This window comes from Deinococcus aerius (genome assembly GCF_002897375.1).
In the GTDB taxonomy this organism is placed as follows: Bacteria; Deinococcota; Deinococci; order Deinococcales; family Deinococcaceae; genus Deinococcus; species Deinococcus aerius.
This window is the reverse complement of record NZ_BFAG01000003.1, coordinates 99,168-123,335: the sequence shown is the minus strand read 5'-3', so window position 1 is coordinate 123,335 and position 24,168 is coordinate 99,168. Positions and strand designations below refer to the sequence as shown.

Here is a 24,168-nt window from a genome sequence, read left to right as displayed (position 1 = left end):
GGCTCAGCTCCGCTCGACGAGGTGGCGGACCTCTCCGGGGGCGGCGTTCAGGAACTCGGAAATCGCCAGCGGGTAGACGGGCCGGGTGGAAAGTTCGGCCAATGGCACCCACTCGCAGATCACGTCTGAATTGTCCAGCACCGTGAATGCTTCGTCGGGGAGTTCGGGCGGCGCCTCCATGCGGAAGTAAAAGCCGAGCTCGTGCTGCCGCTTCTCGGGCGGGCCGAAGAAGTTTTCCAGCACGCCGACGAGGCGCAGGGGTCCGGTGGGAGTTCCCGTCTCCTCCTCCCACTCGCGGGCGGCGCAGGTTGCCACGTCCTCATCGGTCGAGAGGGCGCCGCCGGGGAGGAACCAGAAGCCCAGGTTTTCGGCGGTATTTGCCAGCAGGCGGCCATCGCGCACGCACAGGATGGCGACGCGGACGCTGAACTTCAGGCCGCCGAGGGGGAGACGGATATCGGTCATACGGGCAGTTTGGCGGAAGGGAGGGGCAGGGGGTCTTGCTGCGGGTTACCCCCACCCCCCAGCCCCCTACCCCCAGAGGGGGCAGGGGGAGCTTTCCGCTGCGCTCGGCAAAGGGCTCGCCGGCCGCGCCCGTGGTCGCGTCTTTCTGCGCGTAAGGTTTGATCTTGCTGCATTCCAAGCCGCTCGCCCACCGTCTCGCTGCGCGAGCCGACGTGGTGAAGGCGGTGCGAGAGCGAGCCGAAGGTTGGGAATCGGCCGTCCGCAATAGACGGTTTTAAAGAGCAAAAGCCTTGGCGCTGTTGCTCCTCCCCCCTTGCGGGGGAGGTCGGGTGGGGGGTGGCCAGCGCCAGCTTGCCCTAAGAGCAGAGCCGGGGGGCTTGCGCCCCTCTGTCAACGGGCTTCCTGCTCCACCTCTGCCCGCACGCTCTCGTCGGGGTCGTTCTGAAGCTGCGCCCGCACCGCCTCCGGCAGGTCGTCTCTCCCGGCCACCGCCAGCCGTACTCCCTCGTCCGGGTCGGCGGCGAGGGCGGGGAGCAGGGCTGGGGGGAGGTTGCGGTGACGGGCGGCGGCGCGGCGTACTCCCGCGTTCGGGTCGGCGGCCAGGCGGGTCAGGATGGCCGCCCCGGGCGCCTCGGCGTAGGCGACCGCGCGGCGTACCTCCCCGTCGGGGTCGGCGGCGAGGCGGGCGAGGCGTTCCTGGCCCAGGTCCGGGCGTACGGCGAGGATGGTGCGAACGGCGGAATCGGGGTCCCCCAGCAGGGCGTCGAGGACGGGACCCGTCAGGCCCTCGGCACTGGCGACGTGCAGCCGGATGTCCTGCTCGGGCGAGCGGGCGAGGGCGAGAATCGCTTCCTCGGGGAGGTCGCTCCGCTCCAGCAGGGCGCGGCGCACGGTCTCGGACTCGTCCCCCGCCAGGCGGGTCAGCCGCTCGGCTCCGGCATCCGGGCGGCGGGCGAGGGCGGCGCGCACGTCGGGGTCGGCGTCGTGTTCGGCGCGGTCCAGCCAGACGGCGGGCACGCTCCAGGCCTGGAGGGCCGCCGCGCGTACGACCGGTGACTCGTTCCCGGCGAGCCACTCGCGCACGTTGCGGGGCAGGTCCACCCGCCGGGCCAGGGTGGCGAGCACGTCCCCGTCGTCGTCGGCCCCCAGGGTCAGCATGCAGTCGAGCGGGAGGTCGAGGCGCCGGGCGACGCTGGCCCGCACGATGCCGTGGGCGTCCCCCACCAGGGTCCGCAGCACGTCGCCGGGCAGGTCGGGGCGGGTGGCCACCGCCTTCCGCACGTCGTAGTCGTCATCGGCGGCGAGTTGCCGGACCAGGGGCTCGGGCAGGCCGGGCCGTTTCGCCACCGCCTCGCGCACCTGCCACCCGGCGTCCTGGGCGAGGGCCGCGACCCGCTGCGGCGTCAAGTCCGGTCTTGCCGCCAGCGCCGCCCGCACCCCGAAGTCCTCGTGCCGGGCCGCGCCGTCAAGGACCCAGCCGGGCGCGCCCGGCTGAGACAGCAGCGCGATCACGCCTTCGGCGGGGAACACATTCAGCAGGTTCGGGCGGGCGAGGCGCATGAGCGGCAGGCCGGGATTCGCCAGCACCTCGCGCGCGAAGAGGGGCGCGAGCGTCCCCAGCACCTCGACGGGCGTGTTGGGATGCCGGGCGACGAGGGCCCGCACCCGGCTGTCCGGGTGGGCGCTCAGCCCGGCGAGCGTCTCGGCGGTGGCCCGCGCCGCTCCCGCCGCCGCCAGCGCGTCCTCCACGCTCAGCGCCGTCAGCGTGCGGGAACCCAGGTCCAGGAAGGTCATGACGCCCACTATGGCAGAGGGCACGCGGGGGGACGGTGGTTCATTCCCCCTGCGCCACTGTCTCGATCAGTCGGCGCGCGATGCTGAAGGGCGGGGGCAGGGTGGGAAGGCTCCCGACCCTGTACCACCCCGCGTCCTCGATCTCCTCCGGCTGGAGTGCGAGGTCGCCGCCCGCGTACTCGGCGGTGAAGGCGATCATCAGCGAGTGCGGAAAGGGCCACGGCTGGCTGAAGCGGTAGCGCAACCCGGTGATCTCCACCCCCACCTCCTCGCGCACCTCGCGGTGGCAGGCGTGTTCCAGCGTCTCGGACGGCTCGACGAAGCCCGCCAGCGCCGAGTACATCCCGGGGGCGAAGTGCGGGCCGCGGGCGAGCAGGAGTTCCCGGTCCCTGCCCTCCCCGCGCGTGACGAGCACCATGACCACGGGGGCAACCCGTGGGTAAGCGGTCAGGCCGCAGTTGGGGCACACTTTCGACGTTTCCCGCTCCGAGCGGACGGTCGGCGTCGCGCAGGCGCCGCAGAAGCGGTGGGTGCGGTCCCACTCCACAATCTGCATGGCGTACCCCGCGAGGCCGAAGAGGTCTTCGGACAGGGTGCCGTACACGCCGCGCAGGGGCCGGAGCATGAACCCCGTCGGCACCTCGCCCACCAGCCTCGCGCCGAAGACGGGCCGACCGTCCAGCATTCCCAGCGGGTTCACGAGGTCAACGCTGAAGTCCTCCACGTGGCCCTGTGGCAACGTGCCGTCCTCCCGCAACAGGAGGCGGCCTTCCTGGAAGATGAAGAGCAGCGCGTCGGCAGAGGGAGCCAAGCGCGCCGACGGCACGAAGGAGTCGGGGCGGATCATGCGGGCCAGGATAGGGCCGCGGGCACCCCTCAGCGGTTCAGCAGCTTGAAGGCGTGGTTGCGTTTCGTCCAGCCCAAGTTGAAGCCGTGCGTGATCCAGATCAGGGCGAGCGGCTCGATAAGGCGGCTCATGGTGATGTCGCCCAGATCAACGACGCCCCAGCCGACGCTTTCGAGGAGTTGCGTGACCTCCCCCTTTGCCGCCGCGTCGTTCCCGGCGATGAACATGTCCGGCTCCCCACCGGTGAACTCCCGGGGCTTGAGCATCGCGTCGGCCGTGACGGTATTGAGCGCCTTGACCACCCGCGCGCCCGGAATCCAGCCCTGCACCTGCTCGCCCGCCGAGGTGTTCCAGCTCAGAGCGAGGGCGGGCCGTCCGGTCGAGAAGTCCAGCGGGTTGGTGATGTCCACCACGACCTTGCCGTTCAGGTTCCCCGGCCCCGCGAGGTCGAGAGCCTCCCGCGTGCCCTCCCAGTTCGTCGCCAGGAGGACCATCTCCCCGAAGGCGGCGGCCTCGGCGTTGGAAGCGGCGCGCACGCCCGAATGCTCCGCCACGAAGGCTTCCAGTTTGCCCGGGCCGCGCGTGCCGGTCACGACCGCGTGCCCGAGCCTTACCAGATCGGCCGCGAGCGTCTGGCCGACCATGCCGGAACCGATGATGCCCACTCTCATAGGTGCAGCCTCATGCGGGCCAGTGTTCGCCCCGGTCGAGCCCCGAACTGTAAGGAAGCCGCCTACTCCCCCAGCCGCAGCACGTCCCCGAAGGGAAAGCCCTCGTCCTCCAGCCCGCCGGGGGGCACCACCCAGAGGGTCGGCATCCTCGGCGCCTGCTCAGGAAAGTCCCCGTAGCCGTCCGTCAGGTAGACCAGCACATCGGGCTCGTGCGTCTCGCTGAGCTCAAAGATGGGCCGGAAGTCGGTGCCGCCGCCCCCCTGCGGCTGCGGGATCGCGTCGCCAGGCCGCAGCTCGAAGGGACCGTAGGCCTCCGTGTCCGCGTAGTAGAGGATGGCCTTGACGTGCGGGTAGGCGCCGAGAACGCCCTGCACCTCTGCGACCAGGGCCCGCACCGCCTCGTCGTCCACGCTGCCCGAGGTGTCCACGGCGACGAGGGCGGTCAGCGACTCGTCGTCCAGCGCCTCCAGGTACAGCCCGCGCCCCACGAAGCGGCGGTCGAAGCCCCCGAAATCCACCGGAGTCCGCGCCAGAAAACGCCACAGTTGCGCCCGCCAGTCCAGCCGGGCGGGGGAGAGCCGGGCGAGTTCGCGGTGGGCGCCGAGGGGGTCGTCCCCCTTGCCGCCGCTCATCGCGCCCACGCTGCGCGCCTGGGCGAGGGCCTGCTGCCACTGCCGCGCCACGTTCTGCCCGGGCTTGCCCCCCTTGGGTGGGGCATCCGAGGGCGGGCCGTCGAGCAGGTCGTCCGAGTCCTCCTCGCCCTCCTCCGACTCCTGGCCCTCCAGCGCGGTGTAGACCTCCTCCACGCTCAGCTTCTCCAGGTGCTCGTCGCGCGCGGCCTGGGGCGGGATGGGGAGTCCGGCGGCGGCCACCATCCCGTTCACGATGGTGTCGGCGGCCTTGTTCCACCGTTTCTTCTCGCGTGGGCCACGCCGCTCCACGTGCGAGAGCGCCGCGTGCAGCACCTCGTGGAGGAGCAGGCCGTCGAGCACGTCCGGCGGCAGGCTCGCCGCGACCTCCGGGTTCACGTACACCCGCTCGCCGTCCGTGCCCGCCGCGGCGACCTCCCGCGACGGCACGAACTCGGCGTGCAGCAGCAGGGTGGCGAAAAAGGCCGACTTGCCGCGCAGCCGCAACCGGGAGCCGGAGATGAGGTGCCCGAAGTCGGGGGGGGTCATGCGCGCCTCCGACGCGGGGAGTGGGCAGTGGGCAGTGGGGAGTGGGAAAGACAAAAACCACGACCCACTAACCACTCCCTACTTACCACTAACCCTCTCATCCCCCCGCCAGTTCCAGCGTGCCCTGCACCAGCGCCGCCAGCCGCTCGTCGCGCCCCAGGAGGCCCGCCAGTTCGCCGAGTTGCCCGATGGCCTGGAACTTGCTCACCAGGGTGGCGATGTACAGTTGCAGCCACTCGGGTCCCGCGCTCTCCGAGAGCCACTGGAAGGCGTGGTAGGCCTCGTCGGCGTCGGCGGCGCGGGCGGCCAGGCCCACTACGGCGGCGTAGCGGACGCTGGGCTCGTCGGGCAGCCTCAGCCCGGAGCCCTGGCCGCGCAGCACCAGGCCGAGGTCGGGCAGTTGCTCGTACAAGCGGACGAAGGCGCTGAACTCGGCCCCGGCCGCCTCGCCCACGGCGGGGGCCACATCGAGGCGGGCGCGGTGGAGTTGGCTCGCCATCTCCCAGGCGCGGGGACTCGGCCAGGCGGGCTGCGTGGGGTCCAGGCGGTGCAGCAACTCTGGCCGGAAGGTCAGGAAGGCGATCACATGCTCGTGCAGCCCGCGCCCCAGCGCGTACGAGCGCCACGAGTCGAAGTCGGGCCGCACGGTGAGGTGCAGGAAGCGGTTGGCGAGGGGTGCGGGCATGTCGAACACGCTGGCGCGGTCCTCCTTGCGGTTCCCGGCGGCCCACACGAACCAGCCCTCCGGCAGTTCGTAGCTCCCCACCCGCCGGTCGAGGATGAGTTGCTGGGCCATCCCCTGCATGGTGGGCGGCGCCATGTTCACCTCGTCGAGAAAGAGGATGCCGCGCCCGCTTCTGGGCAGGAACTCGGGCGGATACCATTTGCTCACTCCGCCGCCCTGCCCGTCGGATTCGGGCACCGGCAGGCCGCGCAGGTCGGTGGGTGCGAGCTGCGAGAGCCGCACGTCCACGAAGTCCAGGCCGTGCCGATCGGCCACCTGCGCGACTACGCTGCTCTTGCCCACGCCGGGCGGCCCCCAGATCATCGTCGAGAGCTTGAGTTCCCCGGTGGCGAGGGCCGAGAGGTACGCTTGCAGTTCGGTGGGGGTGAGGCTCACGGGGAGAGGGTAGCGCGTGCGGGCCTCAGCGCAGCGGCACCTCGAACCTTTGCCGCCCCTCGAAGCGGGAGAGGGAGGTGTAACCGACCCGTTCCAGCAACTCGACCGCTTCAGGGAAACCTGCGGCAACGTGATCCGGGCTGTGGGCGTCCGAACCCAGAGTGACCGGCACCCCGTAGTGACAGCACACCGCCAGCAGTTCCTCCCGCGGATAGGGCTCACCCAGCCCCTTGCGCCACCCGCTCGTGTTGAGTTCGATGGCGACGCCCGCCGAGGCGATCACCCGCACCGTCTCCTCCAGCAAAGGGGTGATGCTGAGGTCTGGAATATGGCCCCGCGTCTTCAGGCAGTCGAGGTGCCCGAGGATGTCGTAGGCCCCGGAGCGGGCGGCAGCCTGGGTCGTGAGGAGATATTCCTCGTAGATGTCCTCGGGTGTGCGGCCCGGCGGCAACTCGGGCGAAAAGATGCTCCACGTGCCGAGCCAGTGGACGCTGCCAATTACGTAATCGAGGGAATATCGCCGCCACAACTCGCGGTAATGTTCGTCCCAGCCCAGCACGTAGTCGCTCTCGACGCCGAGGCGCACGGCGATGCGTCCGGCAAAGCGGTCCCGAACGTCCCCCATCTCGCGCAGGTAGTGGGGAAACTCCTGCTGCGACATGGCCGTGCCGGGCAGGGGGTGCGGGTCGTCCCCCAGGTGGTAGATCGGGCTGTGGTCGCTCAGGCCGATCTCGGAGAGGCCCGCGCGGATGGCGGCCTCCACATAGTCTTCCAGTTGGCCGCCCGCGTGGCCGCAGCGGTAGTGGTGGGTGTGGTAGTCGGCGAGCATGAAACCTCCTGAGGCCCGCTCAGGGTAGCGGTTTCCCCGCCCGGCACAGAAAAGGCCCCCGCAGGGGCCAGGCGGCGTGGGCGCCCCTACAACTGGGCGACGCAGGTTTCCGAGACGCCCCCCGAACTCACGTCGATCTGCATCTTGTGCTGGCCGTTCTCGTTGTATTTCACTTCGCTGTGGTGACCGCTGCCGTCGGTGCTCCACAGCAGGTAGTCGATGTCCCGGTTGTAGGCGAAGAAGTTGAAGCCCGACGGGCTGTTCGTGTGGCTCACGGTGAGCTTGCCCCCCGCGTAGTCGTAGCTGCCCCCGTCCCGGACGGTGAACTTGCAGGCGGCGCCGCCCAGGGTCTGGCCCACGACGGTCCCCTTCAGGCAGGCTGAGGCGCTCACGTCCGACGAGCCGGAGACGTTGGGACAGCCCGCGATCTGGGCCCGGGTCAGGGTCGTGCCGCTGCTCGGGGCGGGCGCCGGGTCAGGGGTGGGGGCCGGGTTCGGCGTGGTGGGGCCGCCTCCACCGCAGGAACTCAGGGCGGCGGTCAGGGTCAGGACGAGGAGGGGAAGGACAGGTTTCTGCATGGGCACCTCGGGAGTTCAGGGCGGGGGTCTGGGCCGGAGACACCGCCGCCCGCACCGGCCCTGGGCGGCGCGGAACGTGAAGGGCTGACCCCGTGGGCCGGGGCCGTCCTCAGCGGGGTCTCTGGGGCGTTTGCCGCCGCCATTCTTGGGCAGGCCTGCTTGCAAGGAAAGGCGGTTTTGCAAGCAGGCGGTCAGACCTCCCGGGGTATCCTCGGAACCCTGATGACTGGAGAGGAGTCCCGGCCACCCTTTCGCGTGACGTGTCCGCAGGCGGCGGACGTGTTCAGGAACGTCGGAGAGTTCCGGCTGCTGCTGCACTTCATGCGCCCGGAAGGCTCGACCGTGGCGGCGCTCGCCGCCGAGCGGGGCCTGAGCCTGAACGCCGCCTACCGCAAGGTGCAGAAGTTCTGCCGCCTGCACCTGCTGGCCGTGCTGCGCGAGGAGCGCCGGGCCGGGCGGGCGGTCAAGGTGTACCGCTGCCCCCACACGGCCTTTTTCATCTCGCGCGACCTGATCTCCATCGAGGAGCAGCTCACCGAGACCTTCGGCCCCTACGAGCAGTTGCTGCGCCGCAACCTGCTGGAGGCGTCCGCGAACCCCGTGAACCCGGTGGAGGGCCTGCTCTTCCAGGTCAGGCCCGACGGGCTGTGGCTGCTCCCCGCGACCCGGTCGGGCGAACGCTGGCGGCCCGACCGCCCGGGTACCCCCGCCCACGTCCATTCCAGCGGCCCCCTGTACCTGGACTACCAGGACGCCCGGGCGCTGGAGCGCGAACTGTACGATCTCTTCGACCGCTACCGGGGCCGCCGGGGGGCCGCGCCCTACCTCCTCCACATGGTGCTGACCCCGCTGGCGGACGCGGGCCGCCTGGCCCTGCCCCACAGCGGGTACACCGAGTTCGTGTAGCCGGGGCGAGTCTCCCGCCGGGGAACGCCGGGCGCCACCGAATCGGCGGGCCCCCTCCCGTACACTGGGCCCAGGTCCGCGCACCCCCTGCCCGCTATACTTTGACCGAGTTCAAAGTTTTGGCCCCATCCCCCGCCGAGGAGACCTGTCTTGCTGCCGCCCGAACACAAAATCCTGTTTTTCGTCTTCGCCCTGATCGCCGGGGCCTTTGGCCTGTGGGGCTTTTACCGGCTGTCCCTGCGGATTCGCCGGGGCGCCCCCGCCACCGAACCCCGCTGGAACAACCTCCCCGAGCGCCTCGGCTACGCCCTGCGCACCTCCCTGACCCAGGAACGCACCTTCCGCCGCCGCCCGTGGGTGAGCGTGCTGCACGCCTTCATCTTCTACGGCTTCACCTACTACCTGCTCGTGAACGTCGTGGACGGGCTGGAGGGGTACTTCCACTTCAACATCACGTCGGAGAGTCCCCTGGGCGCGGTCTACAACGTCCTCGCGGACATCCTGAGCTTCCTCGTCCTCGTCGGCGTGATCGCGCTGGTGATCCGGCGCCTGTTCCTGCCCTCGAAGCGCGACTTCAAGTTCAGCGAGAAGACGCTGCTGCACCCCCTGCTCAAGCGGAACTTCATCCTGCGCGACAGCCTGATCGTCTCCGCCTTCATCACCTTCCATGTCGGCAGCCGCGTCCTCGGGCAGGGGGCGAAGATGGCGCTGGAGGGGGGCGATCCCTTCCAGCCGTTCTCCACCTTCGTCGGCAACACGCTGTTCGGCGGGCTGAGCGAGCAGGCCCAGCAGGGCTGGCGCATCTTCGGCTACTGGGGCGCCCTCGGGTCCGTCCTCGCCTTCCTGGCCTACTTCCCCTTCTCCAAACACATCCACATCTTCATGGCGCCGCTGAAGTACACCGTGCGGCGGCCCGTGCCCACCGGCGTCATCCCGCCCATGAAGGGGCTGGAGGAGGCGATGGAGGCCGAGGAACCCAAACTCGGCGTCCAGAAGCTCGAAGATCTGGAATGGCCCCGGCTGCTCGACGCCTACGCCTGCATCCAGTGCAACCGCTGCCAGGACGTGTGCCCGGCCAACGCCACTGGCAAGGCGCTCTCGCCCGCCGCGCTGGAGATCAACAAGCGCATGGAGCTGAACGTGATCGCGGCGCACCCCAGCCCCTTCACGCTGCGGCCCGCCCCCTTCGAGTCCGGCGCCTCGACCGCCCACCCCCTCCTCGAATTCGCCATCAACGAGGAGTCGGTCTGGGCCTGCACGACCTGCGGCGCGTGTATGCAGGTCTGCCCGGTGCAGGACGAGCAGATGCTCGACATCATCGACATCCGCCGCCATCAGGTCATGGTCGCGGGCGAGTTTCCGCCGCAGCTCCAGACGGCCTTTCGCGGCATGGAGCGCGCGAGCAACCCCTGGGGCATCTCCCGCGACAAGCGCATGGAATGGGCCGAGGGCCTGAGGGTCCCCACCATCGACGAGAACCCCGAACCCGACGTGCTGTACTGGGTCGGCTGCGCGGCGAGCTACGACCCCGGCGCGCAGAAGGTGGCCCGCTCCTTCGTGCAGCTCCTCGACAAGGCGGGGGTCAGTTACGCCGTGCTGGGCAAGAAAGAGGCCTGCACGGGCGACTCCGCCCGCCGCTCGGGCAACGAATTCCTGTTCCAGAGCCTCGCGCAGGAGAACGTCGAGACGCTGAACACGGTGCGGCCGGGGCTCATCGTCTCCACCTGCCCGCACTGCATGAACGCCATCGGGAACGAGTACAAGCAGCTCGGCGGCGATTACCGGGTCATCCACCACACCGAGTACCTGGAGACGTTGGTGACGGCGGGCAAGTTGCCGATGGCGCAGCTTCAGGACTCAGTCACCTACCACGACCCCTGCTACCTGGGCCGCCACAACGGCGTGTACGACGCGCCCCGGACCCTCATCACCCGAATGGCGGGCGAGGTGCTGGAACTCGAACGCGCCCGCGAGAACTCTTTCTGCTGCGGGGCGGGCGGCGCCCAGTTTTGGAAGGAGGAGGAGGAGGGCCGCGAGCGCCTCAGCGACAACCGCTTCCGTGAGATCCAGGCCCGGCTCGACGCCGCCAAGGAGGGCAAGGTCGTGGCGGTCGGCTGCCCCTTCTGCAAGTCCATGCTGAACTCGACGCCCGAGAAAGCCAAGCGCGACGACATCGTGGTGCGCGACGTGGCCGAACTCATGCTGGAGAGCGTGCAGCGCGCGACCGGCGAGTGGATGGCGCCGACCGCCGCGCCGGGGAGCACCCTGGAGGAGTCGCCCATCCCCACGGTGCCCATCACGGCGCAACCCGTGGCCCGAAGCGGCGAGACACCCGGCGCGGGGGCGGACCCGGACGTGTTGGGCCGGACGAGCGCCGAGGTGATCAATGCCCAGCCCGGCAGCCCCACGGCGAACGCGGGCACCCAGCCCGAGCCGCAGGACACGCTGCCCAGCCCCGTGACCTCCAGCTCGGCGGATTCGTCGCCCCGGAAAGCGTGGAAGCCGAAGGGCGGGACAGACGACGTGGCGCAGTCGGCGGCGACAGCCCAGCCCGGCGAGGCGCCCGCTCGCAAAGCCTGGAAGCCGAAGAGCAGTGGAGACGACGTGAGCGCGGCGCCTGGGGAGGACGTGAGCAGTCAGGCCCCAACCCGCGAGGCGGCCGCTCCCCCTCGTCAAGCCTGGAAGCCGAAGGCAGCTAACGACGACGTGAGCCCGGCTCCCGCCACGCCTGAGCCGCGGAACGAGGCCCGGAGTGACGCCAAGTCTCCCGCTGTCCCGGCCCGCAAAGCCTGGAAGCCCAGGGCGGAAGCGCAGGCCGGCGAGGCGCGGCCTGAATCCACACCCGTCCTCGCTTCCCCAGCCGCCGAGGCCACGCCTGCCCCAGCCGAGCGCGAGAAGTGGAGCCCGAAGGGAGCTGCCGCTCAGCCTGCCGCTGGGGAGTCGGCGCCTCAGCCTGGGGCCGCTCCTGTGGCCGAACCCGCCCCCACTCCTCAACCCGGCGAGCGCAAGAAATGGGCTCCGAGGGCCGCCTCAAGCGCCGCACCTGCCGAAGCGCCCGTCCCTCCGGTCGAGGCTATGCCCGTTGCTCCCGTCACCCCTCCCACCCCCGGCGAGCGGCCCAGGTGGCAGCCGAAGGCGAAAGTGGAGACAAGTGTTTCCGCCCAGCCCGTTGCTGAAGCTGCTCCGGCCTCCCAGAACGAGCCCGCCGCTTCTGAGCCGGTGACCCAGGAAGCGGGCACACGCAAGAAGTGGGTGCCGAAGAAGAAGGACTGAACGCCGCGACCTCTCCAGAACGCCGTCCAGAAGGGCGGCTTTTTCCCGCGTGCCCGCGCGGCCACGGCCAAGACTCCTCTATCCGCAGCCCTGCGGGCCACCTCCCCCTAAAGAGGGCAACAGCGCCGGGTTTCTGGGGGGTAAGGCTGTACCCGGCTTCCCTTGAGGAGAGCTGCCAGTGAGGCTGACTGGGGGGTCGCCTGCGGCCAGCCCTCCTCCCCCGACTGCCTGGCCCGCCGCGTTAAGATGGCCTCCATGACCATCGCCATCGTCACGGACTCCACGAGCGACCTCGACCCCGGGTTGCGTGAGCAGCACGGCATCCGCAGCGTGCCGCTGTACGTGCTGTTCGACGGCAAGATGCACAAGGACGGCATCGACATCACGCCCGCCGACCTCTTCAAGGGCCTCAGGGAGGGCAAGAAGACGCCCAGCACCTCGCAGCCCAGCCCCGCCGAGTTCGCCGCCGTGTACCGGGAGGCGCTGGAGGGGGCCGATCAGGTCCTCAGCGTGCATATCAGCGGGCAACTCTCGGGGACGGTGGGGAGCGCGCGGCTGGCGGCGCAGGAGTTCGGGGACCGGGTGACCGTGGTGGACAGCCGCTCGGTCAGCATGGGCCTGGGGATGCAGGTGTTGCGGGCGGCCCAGCGGGCGCGCGAGGGCCGCACCGTGGCCGAGATCGTGGCCGAACTGGAGCGCGTCGCCGCGCAGGCCGACATCCGCTTCACGGTGGATACCCTGGACTTCCTGCGGATCAACGGGCGCATCGGCGGCGCTCAGGCGCTCCTCGGCAGCCTGCTGAACATCAAGCCGATCCTGACGGTGAAGAACGGCCGGGTCGAGTCGGGCGGGCGGGTGCGCGGGCACAAAAAGGCCATCGCCGACATCGTGGACCACGTGCGGCGCTACGTGGAGGGGCGCGGCGGGGCGCGGGTCGCCTTTCTCTGCACGGTGGGCGGCGAGGACTACCTGCGCGAGGTGCGCGCGGGCCTGAGCGGCGTGACCTTCGAGGATCTGGGAGACCATCCCATCGGCGCGGTGGTGGCGACGCACGCGGGGCCGGGCACGGTCGGCGCGACCCTGGAGCCCCTGACGGCGTAGGGGCATGGGATCGCCTCCGCCCGCCCTGCGGAACAAGGGCCGGTACGTCCTCGCGGCGCTCGCCCTCGTGGGGGGGCTGTGGGCCTGCCGCCGACCCGAGAGTGGCCCGCCCCCGGCCCAGGCTTCCGCTCCGGCGGCGTCACGGCCTGCCCCCGACCCCAACGCCCCCGGCTGCCTGGGTGACGCGCCCGCCGTCGCCCAGGCGCCGCCCCCACCCCAGCCCCTGAGCGGCCACCTGGGCCTGTGGGTGGCGGAGGTGGACCCGGCGACCTTGCAGCCCATCCGCGCGGTGGCCGAGAACCCCGACGGCGTGTTCCCCCTCGCCAGCACGTACAAGCAGGCCGTGCTGTGGGCCGTACTGCGGGCGCTCGACGCGGGGACGCTCCAGCCGAACGAGCGGTTTGACGTGTCGCGTGAGAACCAGAGCCTGGGCGCCTACCCCTTCGACGGCACGGCCGTCAGGGACCTCACCGTCCGCATGATTCACAAGAGCGACAACACGGCCACCGACATCCTGCACCGCCGGGTAGGCCTGGGCACGGTGCAGCGGCTGGCAGACAACCTGGGCCTGTGCCGCACCCGCCTAATCCTGACGACCAAGGACTGGTGGGCGGCGCAGGCGGGGCTGTCAAAGACCTTTGACGGGAACCCGGACTGGGGCCTGGCGACCGGTCCCGAACGTGAGCGCCTGGCCGCCGCCATCGACGCCGACGCGCGGCAGTACCGGGCGGACTACCTCCAGCGCCAGCTCGACCGGTACTTCGAGGGGGAGCCCAAACCCGCAGACGACCTGCGCGTCCACAACCTCAGCTCGCCGTACGAGTTCGCCACCTTCCTGACCCACGAGTACCTGCGGCCCGGCCTGAGCCCCCGCGCGCTGGCGTGGCAGCGGGAGGTGGCCGCGCAGGGCTTTGGCCGCTCGGCGCTGAGGGAGGAGACGCGCCACAACGTCGCCCTGTTCGGGGGCAAGGGCGGCAACGGTTGGCGCATCCTGACGTACACGGGCTACTTCGAGACGAAAGGCGGGCGCCACGTCGTCTACGCCTTCATGCAGCACGGCTCGGACGAGACGTACACCATGTCCAATACCCGCCGCGCCTTCGCCTGGATCAATGCGGCGGTGGACGCGGTGCTGGAGGGGGAGAGCACGGTGCCTTCCCAGACAGCCTCACCCTGACTGCGGGCGGGGGCGGCTCAGGCCCCGGCTTGCTCCGCTTCCGCCCGCGCGAGTTCCGCCGCGACGGCCTCCTCCAGCCGGGCGCGCACCTCGGGGTAGGGGAGGCTCAGGGACGCGCCCGCCGCCGGGACGTGGCCCCCGCCACCCAGCGCCACGGCGATGTTCTGGGCGCTGACATTCCCGCGTGAGCGCAGCGACAGCTTCACCCGGTCCCCGAAGTCCTTCACCATCACGGCGAGGACCGCCCCCTCGGCGCCGCGCAGCAGGCTCACGTAGGACTCCACATCCTCCCAGGTGGCGCCCGACCGCTCCAGCATGGCGCCGTCCACCCGGGCGAGGACCACCCGGCCCCCGTACAGGAATTCCAGGGTGCCCAGCACCTCGCGCAGCAGCAGGTAGTAGGCCCGGGGGTGCTGGCCGAGTTGGTCGTTCAGCCAGCCCAGCCGCGCCCCGTGCGCCCGCAACCGCGCGGCGACCTCGAAGGTCTCGGGCGTCACGCTGCCGAACCTGAATGACCCGGTATCGGTGGTCAGGCCCAGCATCAGCGGGGTGGCGATGGCCTCCGACCAGGGCACGCCCAGCGCGTCGACCACGTCCGCGACCATCATCGCGGTCGCGGGGCGGCCGGGGTCCACGACGAGGGCGGCGGCCCGGCGGGCATTCGTGCCGTGGTGGTCCACGTTCACGACCTCGCCGGAAAAGGTCTCCAGGTCGGCGCCCGCCACCCGGGCCGGGTCGTTGTTGTCCACGTCCAGCACTGCGGCCAGGGCGCCCTGGGGCCACTCGGTGAGGGGCGGGCTGATCTCCCCGGCCTCGGGCAGGAAGCGCAGGTAGCGGGGCACGTCCATCGGCGCGATGACCGTCTTGCCCAGTGCTCGCAACGCCCGGGTGAGGCCCAGGACGCTCCCCAGCGCGTCGCCGTCCGGGTTCTCGTGCGAGAGGACCACGATGGGGCCGGGGTGACCCCTCAGTTTTGCCGCGACCGCCCTGACCTCCTGCGTGTAGGTGGAGGTGGGCGCGGCCTCGTTCATGCCGATCATGGGGCCGAGTATAGAGGCGCCCTTTCCCAGCCAGTTCCCGCCCGGGTGAGGCGCGGTGGGGGTATGCCTCCGGTCTGAACAGCCGCCCCCGCGCACCCGGGCCGCTGGGGCAGAATGCCGGGCATGACGCCCCTCACCCCGGCCCCCCGCCACGTCGCCTTCGACTGGGGCGGCGTGTTTACCGTCGGCACCTTCGACGGCCGCTCCACCCAGAATATGGCGGACCGCAGCGGAGTGCCCGTGGCGCGCGTGCGCGAGAGCTACTTCCGCCACGTGCGGCAACTGGAGGTCGGGGAGTGGACCCTCCCCCAGTTCTGGGCCGTGATGCAGGAGGAAACGGGCATCACCCTGCCCTACGCCGAGTTCGAGGCGCTGTACTTGGGCAGCGTCCACGACAACGCGCCCATGTACGCCACGCTCGCCGCCCTGCCCGCCGGGGTGCGCGTCGGACTCCTCAGCAACAACTACCCCGTCGTCAGCGACCACCTGCGCCGCGACCCGCGCTTCGCCCGCTTCGACGCCCTGGTCTTCAGCAACGAGATTCGGCAGAAGAAACCGCACCCCGACGCCTTCGCCGCACTGGAGGAGGCGATGGGGGTGCCCGCCGCGTCGGTCGCCTTTGTGGACGACGTGCAGGAGAACATCGACGCCGCCCGCCAGGCGGGGTTTCACGGCCTGCTCTACCACCACGACCGCCACGCCGAGTTCGAGCGCGAGCTGGAGGCGTGGCTGGGGGTGCCGGTCGGCGTGAGGGGCTGAGGCCCCTGGTCGGGCTGCGCGGTTCTCCATCTGGCAGGGGATGGACTCTTCCCAGCAGCTCTGAGGTGTAGGGACCTGAAGAGGCTTCCCGGCGACCCCGAACGCCCGGCCCGCTCACCCCCACCCGGCCTCCCCCCTCAAGGAGGAGCTTTTTGCCCTCCTATAAGCCTTTTTTTCTCGGCGGGGGCCTTCATGCGTTATCCGGCCCGTGAGGAGAGGGGGAGAAAATGCCCTGGCCGCCGCGTTTCCCTTGTGGAGGGGCCGGGGGGTAACGTCTGCTTTCGTCCTTAACCGGTGTACCCGCCGAAGTGGTGTACCCCGCCGTGCAAGAGGTACACCAGTCTGTCATTCGGCAGGGTCCGGCACAATGAGCCTATCCAGTCCAGAGGCCCCTGCCTCGCCCCCAGCAAGCCGCCGTTCGTCCCCTCGTCCACCCGGGCGAGGAGCCCTTCTCACACCCCCAGGAGGCCCCCATGACCCCCACCCCCCGCACGCACGCCGAGATTCTGGAGAAGACTTGGAAGACCGAGGAACGCTGGCAGGGCATCCGCCGCAACTACTCCGCCGATGACGTGGTGCGGTTGCGCGGCAGCCTGGCGGTCGAACACACGCTCGCGCGGCACGGGGCGCAGAAGCTGTGGAGGCTGATGAGGGAAGAGCCCTTCGTGAATGCGCTGGGCGCCCTGACCGGCAATCAGGCGATGCAGCAGGTCAAGGCGGGGCTGAGGGCAATCTATCTTTCGGGCTGGCAGGTCGCCGCTGACGCCAACAACGCCGGGCAGATGTACCCCGACCAGAGCCTCTACCCGGCCTCCTCGGTGCCCGACGTGGTGCGGCGCATCAACAACACCCTGCGCCGCGCCGACCAGATTCAGCACGCCGAGGGCAGGGATGACGTGGACTACTTCGTCCCCATCGTCGCCGACGCGGAGGCGGGGTTCGGCGGCCCCCTGAACGCCTTCGAACTCATGAAGGCGATGATCGAGGCGGGCGCGGCGGGCGTTCACTTCGAGGACCAGCTCGCCTCCGAGAAGAAGTGCGGCCACCTGGGCGGCAAGGTGCTCGTCCCCACGTCGCAGTTCATCCGCACCCTGAACGCGGCCCGCCTCGCCGCCGACGTGTGTGGAGTGCCCACCGTCCTGATTGCCCGCACCGATGCCGACGCCGCCAACCTGCTGACCAGCGATATCGACGAGAACGACCGGCCCTTCTGCACGGGCGAGCGCACCCCGGAAGGCTTTTTCCACGTGCGCCCCGGCATCGAGCAGGCGATCAGCCGCGCGCTGGCCTATGCCCCCTACGCCGACGTGATCTGGTGCGAGACGAGCGTTCCCAACCTGGAAGATGCGCGCAAGTTCGCCGAAGCTGTCCACGCCAAGTTCCCCGGCAAACTCCTCGCCTACAACTGCTCGCCGTCGTTCAACTGGAAGAAGAACCTCGACGACGAGACCATCGCCAAGTTCCAGCGAGAGCTCGGCGCGATGGGCTACAAGTTCCAGTTCATCACTCTGGCGGGCTTCCACTCGCTCAACCACTCCATGTTCGACCTCGCGTATGGTTATGCCCGCCGTCAGATGAGCGCCTTCGTCGAGCTTCAGGAGCGGGAGTTCGCCGCGCAGGAGCGGGGCTTCACCGCCGTCAAGCACCAGCGCGAGGTCGGCACCGGCTACTTCGACCTCGTGGCGACGGCGGCGGGCGGCGGCCAGAGCAGCACGACGGCGCTGGCAGGGAGTACCGAGGCGCAGCAGTTCGGGAAGGACCGGGTGCTGGCGGGGGCGCAGGGCTGAGAGAGCGGTTCCGCGTCATGACCGCCGAGGGAGGGGGGCTTAGAGCGCCTTCCCTCCCTGGCATCGTCACGTCGTCATGCGGGGGTCGTAGCCTGGGGAATGTTCATGTTCGCGCTTCTGCTCACCGCTGCCTTCACTGCACCCGTGACGCCCACGGAGGAAGTAACCTTTCTAACTGGACAGCGTATGACGGTGACCGGCCCAACCAACCGTAGCGATGGTCAGGGCTGGTCGCCCCCCTGGACGCACGAGCAGACCCTGATGTCGCCCCGTGGCAACGCTGCTGCCGTGCGCTTCTGTTGGGACGCTGTGAAATACCACGGCTGCCAGGTCTACCTCGCCCGCCCAGCTCAACCCGTGATGGAACTGAAAAACAGCAACGTGACCCGCCTGCTCTGGACCGGGGATGGGAAATACCTGATCGGCGCGGGAGAGAACACCGTTCGGCTATGGAATCTGTCCGGTGGCAGCAGGGCCAGCGTTCCTCGTCCCGCTCTCGCCAGCGGGCAGCAGAGCGTCTCGCATATAGGGCGGTTGTGGTTGCGGGACCATGAGCTGTGTGGCCATGAACAGCGAGGTGTTCGGCCCGAATGGCGGGTATGCCATCAGTTATTCAACGACTACCACCCGCTACGCCCTCCCCACCCTCAAGCCGCTGACGGTCACGACCCTGGGGGTGGGACCGAACGAAAAAGCGAAGGAGGCGGAATGCCGCCCCTTCACCTCGTCTGACCTCTGGCCGTAACTGCTTCGTTCCTGGTGCCCAGCGCCCTTCCTGTGTTTAAGGGGCTATGACCAACCGCGCCACATCTTCCCCAAGGCGCCGGAAGTGTTTGGCATTGAGGGTCACTCGACCCGTCGCGCCGCTTTGGAGGGCGGCTTCGACCATGAGGGTGTCGTAGATCGCGCCGCCTTGCAGCCTCAGGTCGCGGCAGCGTTCGGCCGCGCGGAAATAGTGGGCTGGGGTGAGAAGGATGACGGCCCACGTCTGCTCCAGGAAACGGAGGAACCGGGCCACATCGTCGGGTGGGTACCAAAACGAGGGCTCGCCGTCATCACCGCGAAGCATTCGGCCAGGCTGTGGGCACACAGCGCCAGCCCGTCCGCTCGCGTGAATTGCTCACTTGCCCAGGCGAACTGCCCATGATTCCGCGTGTGGGCGGCGATGACCGCACTCGCGTCGAACAGGTGCATCACTTGCAGCGGTCGATCATCTCCTGCAACCGCTCGTCGCGCATGTCCTGAACCGGGTCGCCCGTGATGGGCGGTCCACCGACAAAGACCAGGCGGCCCTCGAATTCCACCAGGCGAGCCCGACTCGCAGGTGAGCGGATCACGAGCCTTCCCCCCTCCACCTCGGCGTCCAGCGGCTCACCGGGCCGCAGGCCCAGGGCTTCCCGAAGTTCCTGCAGAATCAGGACCCGGCCCTGCTCGTCCATCTGGAGGTGAGCCGTCATGCCCCAGTGTACCTACTCCGTCCCCACCTCGTGCCCGTCGTCGCGCTGCTCCAGCCGGAAGCCGTGGGGCAGGAAGTCGCGCACAAGTCCGCTCACCACGTCGCCGTGCTGGTTTACACACACCACGCGGGCGTCTGGCGCGAACTCGAAGAGAACTTGACGGCACGCCCCGCAGGGGCTGGCGGGCGGCGTGGCCTCGGAATACACCACGAGGTCGGTAAACTCGCGCGCCCCGGCGGTCGCCATCGCCTGCACGGCGCTCTGCTCGGCGCAGCGGCCCAGGCCGTAGCTGGCGTTCTCGACGTTGGCGCCGAGGAAGACCCGGCCATCCGGGGTTCTCAGCGCCGCGCCGACGCGGAACCTGCTGTAGGGGGCGTAGGCCTGCTTGAAGGCGATTTTCGCCCCCTCCAGCAGTTGCGGGTCGGGCGCGGGGTTCGGAGCGTCGGTCTCTTCACGGCTCAGGTGAGGGTCAATCACGAACATGGTCCTCCACGGGGTCCAGGGGGTCGGGGGTGGCGGCGCGCTCCACGCGCACGCGGGTCACGCGGCGCTGGTCGGCCTCCTCGACGATAAAGGCCCAGCCGCCATGAACGAAGCTCTGGCCCACCTGCGGGATGTCGCCGAAGTGGCTCGTCATGAAGCCGGATAGGGTGTCGTACTCGCCCTCGCCGTCCTCCAGATTGGTGCCCAGCCGCTCCTCGACCTCGCCGACGGTGAGAGAAGCGTCCATCAGGTACACGCCCTCAGCAATCACCTCGATCAGCGGGAGTTCGTCCTCGTCGGTCTCGTCGTAGATTTCGCCCACGATCTCCTCCAGGGCGTCTTCCAGGGTGACCAGGCCCGAGGTGCCGCCGAACTCGTCCACCACGATGCTCAGGTGAGACTTCTTCTCGCGCATCTTGGCGAGCAGGTCCTTGATCTTCATGCCCTCGGGGACGAAGAAGACCGGACGCATGATGTCCGCGATGGTGATCTCGTCGAGGTCGTCGAGGTGGCGCAGCATGTCCGCCGCGTGCGCGATCCCCACGATATTGTCGGCGGTGTCCTGGTACACCGGCACCCGCGAGTAGCCGTGTTCGTTGTTCAGCTCCAGCAGGCGCCGCAACGAGCTGGCCCCGTCCACGACCACCATGTCCACCCGCGGCGTCATGATCTCGCGCACGGTGGTGTCCGAGAGGTCGAAGACGTTGTACACGAGTTCCTTCTCGTCGTCCTCCAGCACGCCCTCCTGGCTCGACGCGCTGACGATCATGCGGATCTCCTCTTCCGAGTAGGCGGTGTGGTGCCCAGCGACAGGCTTGAGGCCCACCAGCCGCAGCACCAGGGCGCCCAGCCCGTTCAGGCCCAGGATGATCGGCCGGAAGAGGGTGGTGAACCAGACGAGCGGGCGCACGAGCGAGAGGGCCAGTTGCTCGCTCTTTTGCAGCGCCGCCGACTTCGGCACGAGTTCGCCCAGGACGATGTGCAGCATGGTCGAGAGCGCAAACGCCACCAGGAACGCGGTGGGCCGCTGCCACGCCTCGGGCAGCCCCGCCGACCGGAACACCGGCTCCATCAGGTGCTCGATGGCGGGCTCGGCGATAAAGCCGATAAGCAGGCTCATCATTGACACGCCGAGCTGCACGGCGGCGATATAGAGGTCGAGGCGGCCCAGCACGCGCTGCACGGTGCGCGCGGCCCGGCTGCCCTCCTCCACGAGTTGATCGATGCGGGTCCGGCGCACGCTGACCAGGGCGTACTCGACCGCGACGAAATATCCGTTGGCGACCACCAGAAACAGCAGCGACGCCACGCCTAACCAATCATTCATCTGTGTGCGCGCTCCAACGCGCCCCGGCGTGCCGCGAGGCACCTGCTGCCCACCCAAACCCCGTGGGTCAGGTGTCGGTCGCCGGATTTGGCTGTCTGCCACAGCAAAAACGCCGCCCGCAGGCGGTGTTCACCGGGCGTGTATGCAGAGCCGAAACTGGGAGGCTCCATAACAACCATCAGCATACCACGCGGCAGGCCGGCGACCGTGCCGAGATGACAGGGAGAGCGGCAGGATGACGTGGTGCCGGGTGGGGTACCTTTGCTCGCCCTTCCCTCCTTCCCAACCCGGCGCTCCGCCCCTCACCCCAGCAGCCGCAGCAGCGGAGGCCCCAGCACGGCCAGCCCGACGAGCAGCGCCCCCACGCTCGCCATCAGCACCGCACCCGCCGCCGCATCCTTTGCCACCTTCGCCAGCGGGTGCCATTCCGGGCTGGCGAGGTCCAGGGCCGCCTCCAGGGCCGTGTTCAGCAGCTCCACGCTCAGCACCAGGGCGCAGGCGAGCAGGATGGGGGCGAGCGGGGCGCGCAGGGCCAGGGTCAGCGTGACGGCCAGCATCCCCGCCCACACCTCGATGCGGAAGTTGGCCTGCACCCGGTACGTGTGAACGATCCCCGCCCAGGCGAAGCCCGCCGAACGCACCCAGCGGCGCCACGAGAGCGCCGAGCCATCCGACCTCACGCGCCAGGCGGCAGGGCAGAGCGCGCGGCGTGCCAGGCGTCGTGGAAGACCTGCCACTCCGGCCCCGTCGCCCCCTCCTCGAAGCCCAGGCCCTCGGCGTGCGGGTGGTCGTGCCCGACGAGGTGGGTCAGGCCGTGGCTGGCGAGCAGGGCCACCTCCCGCGTCAAGGAATGCCCCCGGGCCCCCGCCTGCCGCCCCGCCGTGTCCAGGCTGATGATGATGTCCCCGAGGTGAGGCGGCATGAAGGGATCACCCGGCTCCCAGGTCGGGAAACTCAGTACGTCCGTGGGCACGTCCTCACCCCAGTGCTCACGCTTGAGGGCCCGAATCGCCCGGTCCCCGACGAGCACGACCGTCACCTCGCGGTCCTCCACGCCGAAATGCCGCATCGCCGCCGCCAGGCTGGAACGCAGGGCAGAACGCAGGCCGGGCGGCGGCGTTTTTCGGGCGACCAGGTCGATCACGGGAAACAGGATAGGGCAGGGAGCCGACATGCCCCCTGCCCTATCACCCGCCCTCAGCTCGCGTCGTCTTCCGAGATGTTGGCGAACTCGCCCCGCCGGGCGGCCCGCTTGTCCTGCTCGGCTTCCTCGACGGCCTCGTAGGCCTTGATGATCCGGCCCACCAGCGGGTGGCGCACCACATCCACGTCGGTGAACTCGTGCCAGGCGATGCCCTCGATGCGGCTCAGCACCCGCTTGGCGACCGCCAGCCCGCTCGTCACGTGGCGCGGCAGGTCGATCTGGGTCACGTCACCCGTCACGACGACCTTGCTCGAAAAGCCCATGCGGGTCAGGAACATCTTCATCTGCTCGCCGGTCGTGTTCTGCGCCTCGTCGAGGATGACGAAGGCGTCGTTGAGCGTGTTGTGCGTGACGACGAAGTGTTCGGTCACGTACAGCGCGTCCTCGGCGGCGACCCGGATGCACTGCATGGGGGCGCGGCCCACCCGCTCGATGTTCGTGATGAAGCGCGTGGGACGGCCGCCACCGCCGAACGCGGCGTACCGCTCGGCCTTGCGCCGCAGCCGGAAGGGGGCGACGTGCGCGGGGAGGCGAATCTCCAGCACATGGGCGTCGTGGCGATACGGCACGGGGCGGCCGTTCGCCTGGCCGGGAGTCCGCCCCTGGGCCGCGCGGGTCCGGCGCCGGGCCACCCCACCCAGCGACTGCACGAGTTCCGTCACGTCCTCGGCCAGTTGGGCAGAGGTCGTCGTGTACTGGATGCGGCAGGTCCGGCCCGCCTGCGTGACCGGGCCGCCATCGGTGTCCAGGAGTCCTTGCAACACCGCCAGGCGCACGGCAGCAGAGTTCTGCCTGTAGACCTCGGGCACGAACTTCTGCGAGGAGGTCTTGCCGTCCAGTCCCAGCGTTCGCAGCGCGGTCGTAACGGGGTTCGCCACCCGCAGGCCGCCCCGCCCGCCCGCCGTGTGGCGCAGGGTGTAGTCGTACCGGCCCTTATGCGTGACGGCCAGGACGGGCTCGGCCTCAGCCGGGTTGAGCGCCACCTCCAGCGCCGTCACCAGTTCGGGGTCGGCGGTCGAGAAGCCCGGCGTGGTCGTGCAGGTCGTGCAGCCGTCGCCCAGCAGCAGGCCCAGCGCGTAGGGGTCGAGGGGCACGGGTTGCTCGGGCAGCTCGGCGGGAGCGCCCAGCATCGGGATTTCGTAGCGGTACTGGTGGGCCGACCTTAGGTTGCCCATCATCTCGCGGGTTTCCAGCACCCGCCCCGGCTTGCCGCGCCGCTTGTCGGAGGCCGTGTAGACCGTCCAGAGGTGTTCCTCGCAGCACTCCACGCTGGAGCCGTCGCTGAAGGTCACCCGGTAGGTGTCCTTCTCGCCCTGCGGGTACACACCGAGCACGCGCGTGGGGCGGCCATCCGACCCGATCACATGGTCCCCCACCTCCAGGCTGCCCATCTCTCGCCAGCCCAGGGGAGTGAGGACCTTGGCCGTCAGGGGTTGCGCCCGCCCGCGCATGAAGGCCAGCGGCGCGACCTCGATCACCCCGCTCGTCAGGTACGACTCGAACTTCTCCTGGTCGAGCATGTCGTACAGGGCGTCGTACAGGGGCCGCAGGTAGGGGTCGATCTTGGCCTGGAGGTCGCCGGGCAGGAAGCCCAGCCGCTCGCCCGCCTCGACCGCCGGGCGGGTCAGGATGATGCGCTTGACCTTCTTGGCCTTGAGGGCCTGCACGGCCATCGCCACCGCGAGGTAGGTCTTGCCCGTTCCGGCGGGGCCCACGCCGAAGGTGATGTCCGAGGCCTCGATCTTTTCGAGATAGACCTTCTGCCCCGGCGTCTTGGCCTTGAGGCCGCGCGGCAGGCTCAGGCCATTGACCTGCGTTTCCTGGGCGAGGCTGCGGCCCTCGCCGCTCAGGCGGGCCGAACGCAGCAGGCTCTCGGGCGTGAGTTCGCCGCCGGTCCTCACCACGTCGAGGGCGTCGCGCACCATCCGCTCGGCGGCCTGCACGTCGGCCTGCTCGCCGGTGATGGTCACGGTCTCGCCCCGCGCGATGATCTTGGCGGGCGTCAGCTCGCGCATACGCCGCAGGTTCGCGTCCCCCGCCCCCAGCAGGGCGAAGGCCTCGCGCTGGTTGGCGAGGTGCAGGGTCGCGGAGGTCCCCCCGTTCGTGGGCTCGGTCGGGGCGGGGGAGGGCTGGCCGGGATTACGTTCTGTCAACTTGGCTCCTGTCCGTCTT

At 69.9% G+C, this 24,168-nt stretch carries 22 protein-coding genes and 3 pseudogenes; 7 read left to right on the top strand and 18 right to left on the bottom strand.

Going from position 1 to position 24,168, the window contains the following annotated elements:
- Nucleotides 1-3 precede the first annotated feature (3 nt).
- From DAERI_RS05490 to DAERI_RS05455, 8 genes are all read right to left on the bottom strand, one after another.
- Complete coding sequence (locus DAERI_RS05490) at nt 4-465, bottom strand: NUDIX hydrolase (protein ID WP_103128423.1); 462 nt, start codon at nt 463-465, stop codon at nt 4-6.
- A 390-nt stretch (nt 466-855) separates the two neighbouring features.
- The gene (locus tag DAERI_RS05485; RefSeq protein ID WP_103128676.1) at nt 856-2,259 is read right to left on the bottom strand and encodes a hypothetical protein; all 1,404 of its coding nucleotides are present in this window, start codon (nt 2,257-2,259) and stop codon (nt 856-858) included.
- Between the two features lie 40 nt (nt 2,260-2,299).
- On the bottom strand, nt 2,300-3,106 hold the full coding sequence (nudC, locus tag DAERI_RS05480) for an NAD(+) diphosphatase (protein WP_235610268.1): 807 nt from the start codon (nt 3,104-3,106) through the stop codon (nt 2,300-2,302).
- Nucleotides 3,107-3,135: 29 nt separating this feature from the next.
- The gene (locus DAERI_RS05475) at nt 3,136-3,777 is read right to left on the bottom strand and encodes an NADPH-dependent F420 reductase (RefSeq protein ID WP_103128421.1); all 642 of its coding nucleotides are present in this window, start codon (nt 3,775-3,777) and stop codon (nt 3,136-3,138) included.
- 62 nt (nt 3,778-3,839) lie between these two features.
- Nucleotides 3,840-4,955: a vWA domain-containing protein gene (locus DAERI_RS05470; protein WP_103128420.1), complete on the bottom strand. Its 1,116-nt coding sequence runs from the start codon at nt 4,953-4,955 to the stop codon at nt 3,840-3,842.
- Between the two features lie 97 nt (nt 4,956-5,052).
- Nucleotides 5,053-6,075 carry an ATP-binding protein gene (locus DAERI_RS05465; RefSeq protein WP_103128419.1) on the bottom strand — a complete coding sequence of 341 codons (1,023 nt, stop codon included), beginning with the start codon at nt 6,073-6,075 and terminating at the stop codon, nt 5,053-5,055.
- 25 nt (nt 6,076-6,100) lie between these two features.
- Nucleotides 6,101-6,904 carry a histidinol-phosphatase HisJ family protein gene (locus tag DAERI_RS05460; RefSeq protein ID WP_103128418.1) on the bottom strand — a complete coding sequence of 268 codons (804 nt, stop codon included), beginning with the start codon at nt 6,902-6,904 and terminating at the stop codon, nt 6,101-6,103.
- Nucleotides 6,905-6,990: 86 nt separating this feature from the next.
- A complete protein-coding gene (locus DAERI_RS05455; RefSeq protein WP_103128417.1) occupies nt 6,991-7,482 on the bottom strand; it encodes a hypothetical protein in 492 nt (163 codons plus the stop codon).
- Between the two features lie 255 nt (nt 7,483-7,737).
- Between DAERI_RS05455 and DAERI_RS05450 the strand changes: the two genes are divergently transcribed.
- The 4 genes from DAERI_RS05450 to DAERI_RS05435 all read left to right on the top strand — a co-directional run bounded on the left by DAERI_RS05450 (nt 7,738) and on the right by DAERI_RS05435 (nt 13,939).
- Complete coding sequence (locus tag DAERI_RS05450; protein WP_235610267.1) at nt 7,738-8,388, top strand: ArsR family transcriptional regulator; 651 nt, start codon at nt 7,738-7,740, stop codon at nt 8,386-8,388.
- Nucleotides 8,389-8,538: 150 nt separating this feature from the next.
- On the top strand, nt 8,539-11,661 hold the full coding sequence (locus DAERI_RS05445; protein WP_103128415.1) for a heterodisulfide reductase-related iron-sulfur binding cluster: 3,123 nt from the start codon (nt 8,539-8,541) through the stop codon (nt 11,659-11,661).
- A 255-nt stretch (nt 11,662-11,916) separates the two neighbouring features.
- On the top strand, nt 11,917-12,762 hold the full coding sequence (locus DAERI_RS05440; protein WP_103128414.1) for a DegV family protein: 846 nt from the start codon (nt 11,917-11,919) through the stop codon (nt 12,760-12,762).
- A 4-nt stretch (nt 12,763-12,766) separates the two neighbouring features.
- Nucleotides 12,767-13,939 carry a serine hydrolase gene (locus DAERI_RS05435; RefSeq protein WP_103128413.1) on the top strand — a complete coding sequence of 391 codons (1,173 nt, stop codon included), beginning with the start codon at nt 12,767-12,769 and terminating at the stop codon, nt 13,937-13,939.
- A 17-nt stretch (nt 13,940-13,956) separates the two neighbouring features.
- On the opposite strand, the gene DAERI_RS05430 is transcribed toward DAERI_RS05435, so the two are convergent.
- Nucleotides 13,957-14,979 carry a DHH family phosphoesterase gene (locus DAERI_RS05430; protein ID WP_103128412.1) on the bottom strand — a complete coding sequence of 341 codons (1,023 nt, stop codon included), beginning with the start codon at nt 14,977-14,979 and terminating at the stop codon, nt 13,957-13,959.
- Nucleotides 14,980-15,102: 123 nt separating this feature from the next.
- On the opposite strand from DAERI_RS05430, the gene DAERI_RS05425 reads away from it, so the two are divergent.
- The 3 genes from DAERI_RS05425 to DAERI_RS05415 all read left to right on the top strand — a co-directional run bounded on the left by DAERI_RS05425 (nt 15,103) and on the right by DAERI_RS05415 (nt 18,270).
- Nucleotides 15,103-15,738 carry an HAD family hydrolase gene (locus DAERI_RS05425; RefSeq protein ID WP_165794083.1) on the top strand — a complete coding sequence of 212 codons (636 nt, stop codon included), beginning with the start codon at nt 15,103-15,105 and terminating at the stop codon, nt 15,736-15,738.
- Nucleotides 15,739-16,211: 473 nt separating this feature from the next.
- Nucleotides 16,212-17,525, top strand: coding sequence for an isocitrate lyase (gene aceA / locus DAERI_RS05420; protein ID WP_103128410.1), 1,314 nt, complete (start codon nt 16,212-16,214; stop codon nt 17,523-17,525).
- Nucleotides 17,526-18,075: 550 nt separating this feature from the next.
- Entirely contained in the window at nt 18,076-18,270 is a 195-nt protein-coding gene (locus DAERI_RS05415; RefSeq protein ID WP_133161968.1) for a hypothetical protein, read from the top strand.
- A gap of 36 nt (nt 18,271-18,306) precedes the next feature.
- Here DAERI_RS05415 and DAERI_RS05410 read toward each other — a convergent pair whose 3' ends face one another.
- The 9 genes and pseudogenes from DAERI_RS05410 to DAERI_RS22730 form a co-directional block, all read right to left on the bottom strand.
- Nucleotides 18,307-18,594, bottom strand: a complete 288-nt coding sequence (locus DAERI_RS05410; protein WP_103128408.1) for a PIN domain-containing protein — start codon at nt 18,592-18,594, stop codon at nt 18,307-18,309.
- Nucleotides 18,595-18,718: 124 nt separating this feature from the next.
- Nucleotides 18,719-18,982 (bottom strand): AbrB/MazE/SpoVT family DNA-binding domain-containing protein, encoded by a 264-nt coding sequence (locus DAERI_RS05405; RefSeq protein WP_103128407.1) that lies wholly within the window; start codon nt 18,980-18,982, stop codon nt 18,719-18,721.
- 12 nt (nt 18,983-18,994) lie between these two features.
- Nucleotides 18,995-19,465: a cytidine deaminase gene (cdd, locus tag DAERI_RS05400; protein ID WP_103128406.1), complete on the bottom strand. Its 471-nt coding sequence runs from the start codon at nt 19,463-19,465 to the stop codon at nt 18,995-18,997.
- Complete coding sequence (locus DAERI_RS05395; protein WP_103128405.1) at nt 19,452-20,792, bottom strand: hemolysin family protein; 1,341 nt, start codon at nt 20,790-20,792, stop codon at nt 19,452-19,454. The genes cdd and DAERI_RS05395 overlap by 14 nt, the downstream gene beginning before the upstream one ends.
- A gap of 302 nt (nt 20,793-21,094) precedes the next feature.
- Nucleotides 21,095-21,472 carry a diacylglycerol kinase family protein gene (locus tag DAERI_RS05390; protein ID WP_103128404.1) on the bottom strand — a complete coding sequence of 126 codons (378 nt, stop codon included), beginning with the start codon at nt 21,470-21,472 and terminating at the stop codon, nt 21,095-21,097.
- Complete coding sequence (ybeY, locus tag DAERI_RS05385; protein ID WP_165794082.1) at nt 21,469-21,936, bottom strand: rRNA maturation RNase YbeY; 468 nt, start codon at nt 21,934-21,936, stop codon at nt 21,469-21,471. The genes DAERI_RS05390 and ybeY overlap by 4 nt, the downstream gene beginning before the upstream one ends.
- A gap of 53 nt (nt 21,937-21,989) precedes the next feature.
- Nucleotides 21,990-22,337: pseudogene (locus tag DAERI_RS22740) on the bottom strand (PhoH family protein); the annotation flags it as partial.
- A 270-nt stretch (nt 22,338-22,607) separates the two neighbouring features.
- Nucleotides 22,608-22,760 (bottom strand): annotated as a pseudogene (locus tag DAERI_RS23295) (LAGLIDADG family homing endonuclease); the annotation flags it as partial.
- A 675-nt stretch (nt 22,761-23,435) separates the two neighbouring features.
- A pseudogene (locus DAERI_RS22730) lies at nt 23,436-24,149 on the bottom strand (PhoH family protein); the annotation flags it as partial.
- Nucleotides 24,150-24,168: the final 19 nt, after the last annotated feature.